Below are 6,470 nucleotides of genomic sequence, written 5' to 3'. Positions count from 1 at the left end.
CGTAACCCTCCGGTGAGGGCCGCGGTCAGCAAAGTTTCGGGCGATGGCGTTTCAGTGGGTACCGAACTCAGGCCGAAGCTGGACTAGTAGTTGGGCAACCTGATCGCTCTTCTCAGCTAGGCGCCCGTGGTCGGTTAATCCCATATGCTCGGTGGCGACAATATAGAGATAGCCGGAGATTTCGCTCGCGGTCGCACCTTCGTCCATCAGCATGACGTAGGCCCTATTTGCGTAGGTGTCATACTCGTCGGTGGCCTGTGGTATGCCGTAGACCCCGATAGGGTCCCAGTCGCGAAGCAATATCTCACGGACACGAGCACGGTTCTCTCGTGATTGATACTTGTTTCGTCCGTGAGCCATTGTCTTGCCCTATGCTGCAACTGCTTCTGCTGATCCCGGTGTCCAATTCCAGGGCAGCAGCTCGTCGAGCCGATGAGCTGGGTGGGCGGCGATGCAGGCAAGGATATCCGTGAGCCATGCTTGCGGATCAATGCCGTTCATTTTGGCCGTGACGATCAAGCTATACATGGAAGCCGCACGCCGACCACCGCGGTCAGAGCCGCAGAACAGCCAGGCCTTTCGCCCGAGAGCTATACCTCTTAGTCCTCGCTCGGCGGCATTGTTGGAGAGGCAAACCCGCCCGTCCTCGAGGAAGAGAGTGAAGCTCGCCCATCGCTTCAGGATGTAGTTGAACGCCTTGGCCAGGTCGTGCCCACGGGACAGCTTGGCAAGCTGCTCCCGCATATAGACCTGAAGGTCCTCGACCAGAGGCCGGCTCAGCGTCTGTCGCGTCTCCAGACGCCCCTCGGGGCTCCTGCCATTGATGGAGCGTTCGATCTCGAACAGCGCATCGATCCGCCGCACGACCTCGACCGCGATGGGCGAGAGTGGGATCTCCTTTTTACCGGCGGCCTTGCGACGCGCATTCTCTTCGATGTCGGCCATGGCGAAGAATGGACGCCGCGCATGGACCCAACATGCGGCCTCCCGGATCAGTCCGGGCTGGCGCCCCGCCAGATAGAGCTGGTTATACCCATCATAGGCGTCGGCCTGCAGGATGCCGGCATACCGGGCCAGATGCGCCTGGGGATGCTCGCCCCTGCGGTCGCGGGAGTAGTAGAACATCGCCGCCGGCGGGCCGGTGCCGCCAAACGGCCGGTCGTCCCGGACGTAGATCCAGCACCGCCCCGTATCGGTCTTGCCCTTGGCCAGCACCGGCACGGTCGTATCATCGGCATGCAGGCGCTCGGCCGCCATGACATGAGCTTCGACCAGGCGCATCAGGGGATCCAGCGACGCGCAGACCGATCCCACGGCGTCCGCCATGGTCGACAGCGCGATCGGCACGCCTTCGAGGGCGTAGCGCTCAGCCTGGCGGTTCAAGGGCTGATGTTGGCCGAACTTCTCGAACATGATCATGGCCAACAGGCTCGGGCCGGCCCATCCCCGGGCGACAGCATGGAATGGCGCCGGCGCCTGGCTGATCTTCTCGCAGTCGCGGCAGGAGAACTTCTCCCGCACCGTTTCGATCACCTTCCACTGGCGCGGCACCACTTCCAGTGTCCTCGTCACGTCCTCGCCGAGCTTGCGCAGACGATTGCCGCCACAGCACTGGCAAGCCGTCGGCGGCTCGATGACCACTCGTTCGCGCGGTAAATGCTCAGGGAAGGTCTGTCGTTCGCCTCGCTTGCGCGTAAATCCGCGCACCGTCGTCGCCTTGGCCACAGCGTGCTCTGCCGCCAGCTCGTCTTCAGTGGCATCACTTTCCAGCTCTTCGAACGTCAAAGCCAACTGCTCGATCAGGCGCGACGAACGCTCCGACCGCTGGCCGTAGATCTGATGCTTTAGCTTGGCGATCTGCAGCTTCTGCTGGGCGATCAGCGCTTCGTCCTCAGACGACTTCGCGCGGGCGACCGCGAGTTCAGCTGCGATCTCCAAAGCCTTCGCGCGCTCGGCTGCCAGCGCCGCTTTCAGGGCGGCAATGTCATCCGGAACAGTGTCGCGCCCAGCATCCATGCGACACAGTGAATCACAGATTGGAAGCGTTGGGACTCCCCAAAAATGCAAAATCTGCTGGATTTTGTGCTCAACCCGCGCTTCTCGGTCGCCAGCTCAGTTGTGGATTCCGCCAGTCGATCCCTTCCAGCATATAGGCCATCTGCGCCGCTGAGATCGATACCGCGCCGTCTGACGCCGAAGGCCAGATGAACTTGCCTCGGTCCAGGCGCTTGGCATAGAGCGACATGCCCAACCCATCATGCCAAAGAATCTTGACCAGATCGCCGCTGCGGCCTCGGAAGATGTAGAGATCGCCGGCATGGGGATCGCGCTTCAGGCTCTCCTGCACCGTAAGAGCCAGGCTCCGCATGCCGCGGCGCATATCGGTGTGGCCGGTCGCGATCCAGACCCTGACGCCGCTCGGAATCGGAATCATCGTCGTCGCAAGAGCTCAAGAACCTGCTGCAGCGCCTCAACGTCCACGTCACGGTCAACGCGAACACGACAGCCGCCCCCGAGCTCAATCTCGATGATTCCAGCCCTTGCACGCTGCGCAGGCGGTGAAGACGCCAGTTGTGGTGTGCCGCTCGAGATCGGAGCCGCTACAGGTGTGATCTCGACGGGAACAAGAGCAGGCGCAGCATCTCCGCCCAGTCGCCCCTGGCGCGCTTGTCGACGCCAGGTGAACAGCAGGCTATGAGCCACCCCGTGCCGGCGTGCCACCCCGCAGACCGTCTCGCCGGGCTGCAAGGTCTCTTCGACAAGACGGACCTTCTCGTCGTAACTCCATCGCCGCCGACGCTCGGCGCCCAACACATTGACCTGCATTCCCGACGTGACCTTAAAGCTAGACTTAAGGTCAAATCCTCAGGCCGTCTCGCAAATTACGCAAGGCGGCCTTCGCCGGAGAGATACTGGCAAGCTGTCCGCTGTCGCGAACGACTTGGTGGGCCATCGCGCCGGCAGGGTGGTCACAATCGACGGCGCCGACGCCTTCTTCGAGCGGCTCGATACGCTGGTTTCGGCGCAGGCGGATGCCCAGCGGCCCAATCCACGAAGTACAGAGTTGCTGGTTGCCAGCGCGAAGAAGTTCTTCGCTCGTCCCGAGTTCAGAATACAGTTGGAAGAACTGATTGGTGATGAGCAGCGCCGCATCGACCAACACGTCGTCGCGGCAAGCGGTCAACCGGGCGCCGGGTGGTCGGATGACCTTTTTATCTCGGCCGTCGCGCGCTATGAAGCCAGGACTGAGATACTTGCTCGCATCTTCGGTATATTAGGTCGATACGGGACCGGAGAAGAATCTCGCACCGCATTGGATGTCATTTTGGGGCTAAGTGTTCGCGAAGCAGCCGGTGGCTTCACAGCCCTTATCAACCTTAGAACATATCCCGCCGTTCTCTTGTTTTACGCCTACGGCATTGGTCTGTTGAAGGCGCGGCGCTTTGAGGCCTTGTTCGAACTCTTGACCGCGCCGATCAATGTAGGCCGCGACAACTCGAAAGCTGTCGTCTCGCACCTTTATCTCGCCACGTGGGAGGGCATGGAGAATGATCCCTGGAGGCTTGTGCACGAACTCAAGGGCCCCAAGACCGCTCTTAGCGATCACCTTCATGGGGTGTTTCAGCAATGGACTAGCGACTACATTTTCGCCACCAACGAGTTCACAAGCCTGTTCGAACATTTCGAGCTTCTCGCAACGTTGGCCTACATTACGCTGGCAAGCGACAAGGCAGGTCTCCAGGCCGCACTAGGTGGCGCGGGGCGGGATTTCCTATGGACTCCGATCGGGCGAGCCGCTTGGCACAGCTAGGTCAGAGGCCCCATCATTGTAAGTTGGAAGACAGACCTCCAGCCGGAACTACTCAAAGCGGGATTTGCCCGGGGCGACAAGGATTATCTACTTCTTGCTATCCAGAGCATTTGTCTGGCCGGATCAGTTGGTGAACTCGGAGGCTATCGGAAAGTGGTGTGGTGCATCGCGGGAGAGCCTCACCCTCTCAACTATGCAAAGTCTTGCGCTTTTGTTCGGAGGCCTCCCTTAAGCCTCGCCTCTTTTCGAGCGACCAGTTCTGCAACGAGAGACTCTGCAGCATTCCAGCTCTCCTTTGCCTTCATCCTTTCAAGCCTAGCGGTCGGAACCAAACCGCAGACCCACACATCATCGCTTCGTCCGGTAGGTGGCCGCTGAACAGCGCTTACCTTCGAACGACCCATCGAAGCCCCCCTTTTCTGCTTGTCGATAGCGGTGGGCTTGCACATATTCGAAGCGAAAAGCCCCGCCCGGCATAGCCGGACGAGGCTCGGCTGAATGCGCCTTAGTCGGCGCTCTTGCGCGGCCGCGACCAGAGGAGCGTATACTCTTCGCTTCCCTCGTCATCGAACAGATTCGCGTAGATCGGAGCTGTGAAGGAAGGGTCGTCGAGCTTCAAAGAGAGGTAGTCGCGGCCTTCCTCGGATCGCTTCGACCACGCTGCCCCAATCTCGGCTCGGCGCACGTACACTCGGTGGCTGGGAGCATTCTCGTTGGACCGACTGGTTTCTGCAATGATGCGGACACCCTTGGCTTGCAAGCTCAACGTCACGATCTCACCCTGAAAATCGTTGCCGACCTTCTTGAACGAACCGATGGTAGCCATGTCACTTCTCCTTGTTGTTTCGGACCGCGACCACCGCGGCCTCGATGGCGATGACCAGGCCGAATGACGATCGGCGACGCACCCGCTTGCGGGCCGAAGCATCGCGGAGGACGCCATGGCTGAGACTTTCTTGTCTCGCGAGGAATGGGCTTTAGCCCAGGGGAAGAAAGTCGCAGGACTGGCGTTGCGGCTCAGACGATCGAGGCGCGGCCGGTCTTCGGCCAGATCAAGCCATCAAAGAGGCGAGGTGTTCGCGTGCTGAACAACGTTGGGAGGAGACATGACTGGCATCGGTCGTACGGTACAAGAGGTCGGTTTGTTTTCAGGTCGGAAAAGAGAGAGCACGTGCAGGAACGGCGATTCAATGCCGAAGATAAGCGCACCTGCAAGGAGGCTCCGATCCAGCACGTAGTGTGCCGAGGGTTGGGCAATGATGGTAACGAAGTGCTGTGAGGAAGGCGCACCTATCGAAAAGACCGAACCTCCAAGCGCCCAAAGACGAAGCAACAGTCGATGCGGAGGCGAAGGTTACACGCTGTTTTGGTCGCGGCCGTGGGCGCCTTTAAAGACTCGTTCGAACCCGCTTCTGTCTCGTCGGGCGGGTTTTGTGGAGATACCAAACGGAAGTCGCACAGTGGCGCCAATATAACCGCGTAGACACAGATGAAAGTCGCATTGTGACGGCGATGATCGGCACAGTTGGCAAATCGCCGTGATTTCTCCGAGCGTCGTTGCATGCATGGCGCGAGGCGGTAGGCTCGATCGCGGCGCTATGCGCCGCCGTCGCCAAATTTCCAGACCGGGATTCCCATCCGCCGTGCCTTGTCGGCGAGATTGTCCTGAATTCCCGTTCCCGGGAATACGATGACGCCGATCGGCATCATCGTCAGCATGAGGTCGTTGCGTTTGAATGGCGCAGACTTGGCGTGCTTCGACCAATCCGGCTTGAATGCGACTTGCGGAACCTTGCGGTTCGTCGCCCATTTGGCCGCAATCAGCTCGGCACCCTGTGGTGAGCCTCCATGCAACAGGACCATGTCGCTGTGTTTAGCGTGAACCTTGTCGAGGCGATCCCAGATCAGATGATGGTCGTCGAAGTCAAGACCTCCAGTCAGTGCGACCTTTGGTCCGACCGGAACAAGCACCTCGGTCTCGGCGCGGCGCTTTGCGGCGAGAAAGTCTTTGGAGTCGATCAGCGCAGAGGTGATCGATCGGTGGCCGACGAGCGATCCGGATCGTGGACGCCAGAGTGAGCCGGTGTTGGTTTCGAATTGAGCGATAGCTTGCTCGCGGAACAGCTCCATGCAGTTGCGGCGCTCGATCAGAGAGAGGCCTTCCGTGATGAGCCGCTCAAGTTCGACCGAGCGTACCTCGGAGCCATCCTGCTCGTGTTGGCTCCTACGCTGGGCCTGCTCGTTCTGGTCGAGCTGGCGCTCGATCCGGCCTGCGGCTCGATGGAATAGATTGACCGTCGACCAGAGCAGATCTTCCAGATCCGGCTCCATGCGGCTGTCGCTCAGGGTTGCCACGAAGGCATCGAAGATGTCGGCAACGGCACCAGCGATCATTTTCCCCTCGGGGAGCGGCCTCGGATCGGGCTCGTCGCTGAAAGGGCGGTAGCCGTAAAGTTGCAGTTCGGTCAAAACCTGATGAAGTGGGGATGAACCGTGCTGCGGTTCGAATGCCATGTCGTCACGATCGATCATGGGATGAGGCCCTCCGTGGATCGGCCGCGACCATCGCGGCCTTCGTGGCGATCACTCAGACGGCGAGCGGGCCGGACCAGAACCCGAAGCAATGCGGAGGGCCGAAGCGACAGCGGAGGATGGCTGG

General features: G+C 60.4%; 7 protein-coding genes. 1 reads left to right on the top strand and 6 read right to left on the bottom strand.

Features of this window, described 5'->3' with window-relative positions; genetic code table 11:
* Positions 1-51: 51 nt before the first annotated feature.
* The 4 genes from K408_RS0105240 to tnpA all read right to left on the bottom strand — a co-directional run bounded on the left by K408_RS0105240 (position 52) and on the right by tnpA (position 2,826).
* Positions 52-213 (bottom strand): hypothetical protein, encoded by a 162-nt coding sequence (locus K408_RS0105240; protein WP_245269062.1) that lies wholly within the window; start codon positions 211-213, stop codon positions 52-54.
* A 156-nt stretch (positions 214-369) separates the two neighbouring features.
* Entirely contained in the window at positions 370-2,016 is a 1,647-nt protein-coding gene (tnpC, locus tag K408_RS0105235; RefSeq protein WP_024336871.1) for an IS66 family transposase, read from the bottom strand.
* 70 nt (positions 2,017-2,086) lie between these two features.
* Entirely contained in the window at positions 2,087-2,434 is a 348-nt protein-coding gene (gene tnpB / locus K408_RS0105230; RefSeq protein ID WP_018272609.1) for an IS66 family insertion sequence element accessory protein TnpB, read from the bottom strand.
* Positions 2,431-2,826, bottom strand: coding sequence for an IS66-like element accessory protein TnpA (tnpA, locus tag K408_RS44255; RefSeq protein WP_024336872.1), 396 nt, complete (start codon positions 2,824-2,826; stop codon positions 2,431-2,433). Before tnpA ends, tnpB begins: the two co-directional genes overlap by 4 nt.
* A 118-nt stretch (positions 2,827-2,944) precedes the next feature.
* Between tnpA and K408_RS40205 the strand changes: the two genes are divergently transcribed.
* A complete protein-coding gene (locus tag K408_RS40205) occupies positions 2,945-3,811 on the top strand; it encodes a hypothetical protein (RefSeq protein ID WP_155248202.1) in 867 nt (288 codons plus the stop codon).
* A gap of 505 nt (positions 3,812-4,316) precedes the next feature.
* On the opposite strand, the gene K408_RS0105215 is transcribed toward K408_RS40205, so the two are convergent.
* Complete coding sequence (locus K408_RS0105215; protein WP_024336874.1) at positions 4,317-4,637, bottom strand: DUF736 domain-containing protein; 321 nt, start codon at positions 4,635-4,637, stop codon at positions 4,317-4,319.
* Positions 4,638-5,407: 770 nt separating this feature from the next.
* The gene (locus K408_RS0105205; RefSeq protein WP_024336875.1) at positions 5,408-6,343 is read right to left on the bottom strand and encodes a DUF2493 domain-containing protein; all 936 of its coding nucleotides are present in this window, start codon (positions 6,341-6,343) and stop codon (positions 5,408-5,410) included.
* Between the last annotated feature and the right edge of the window lie 127 nt (positions 6,344-6,470).

Origin of the sequence: Bradyrhizobium sp. in8p8 (assembly GCF_000426845.1) — a bacterium.
Taxonomy (GTDB): domain Bacteria; phylum Pseudomonadota; class Alphaproteobacteria; order Rhizobiales; family Xanthobacteraceae; genus Bradyrhizobium; species Bradyrhizobium japonicum_C.
This window is presented reverse-complemented; position numbering and strand designations above follow the sequence as displayed.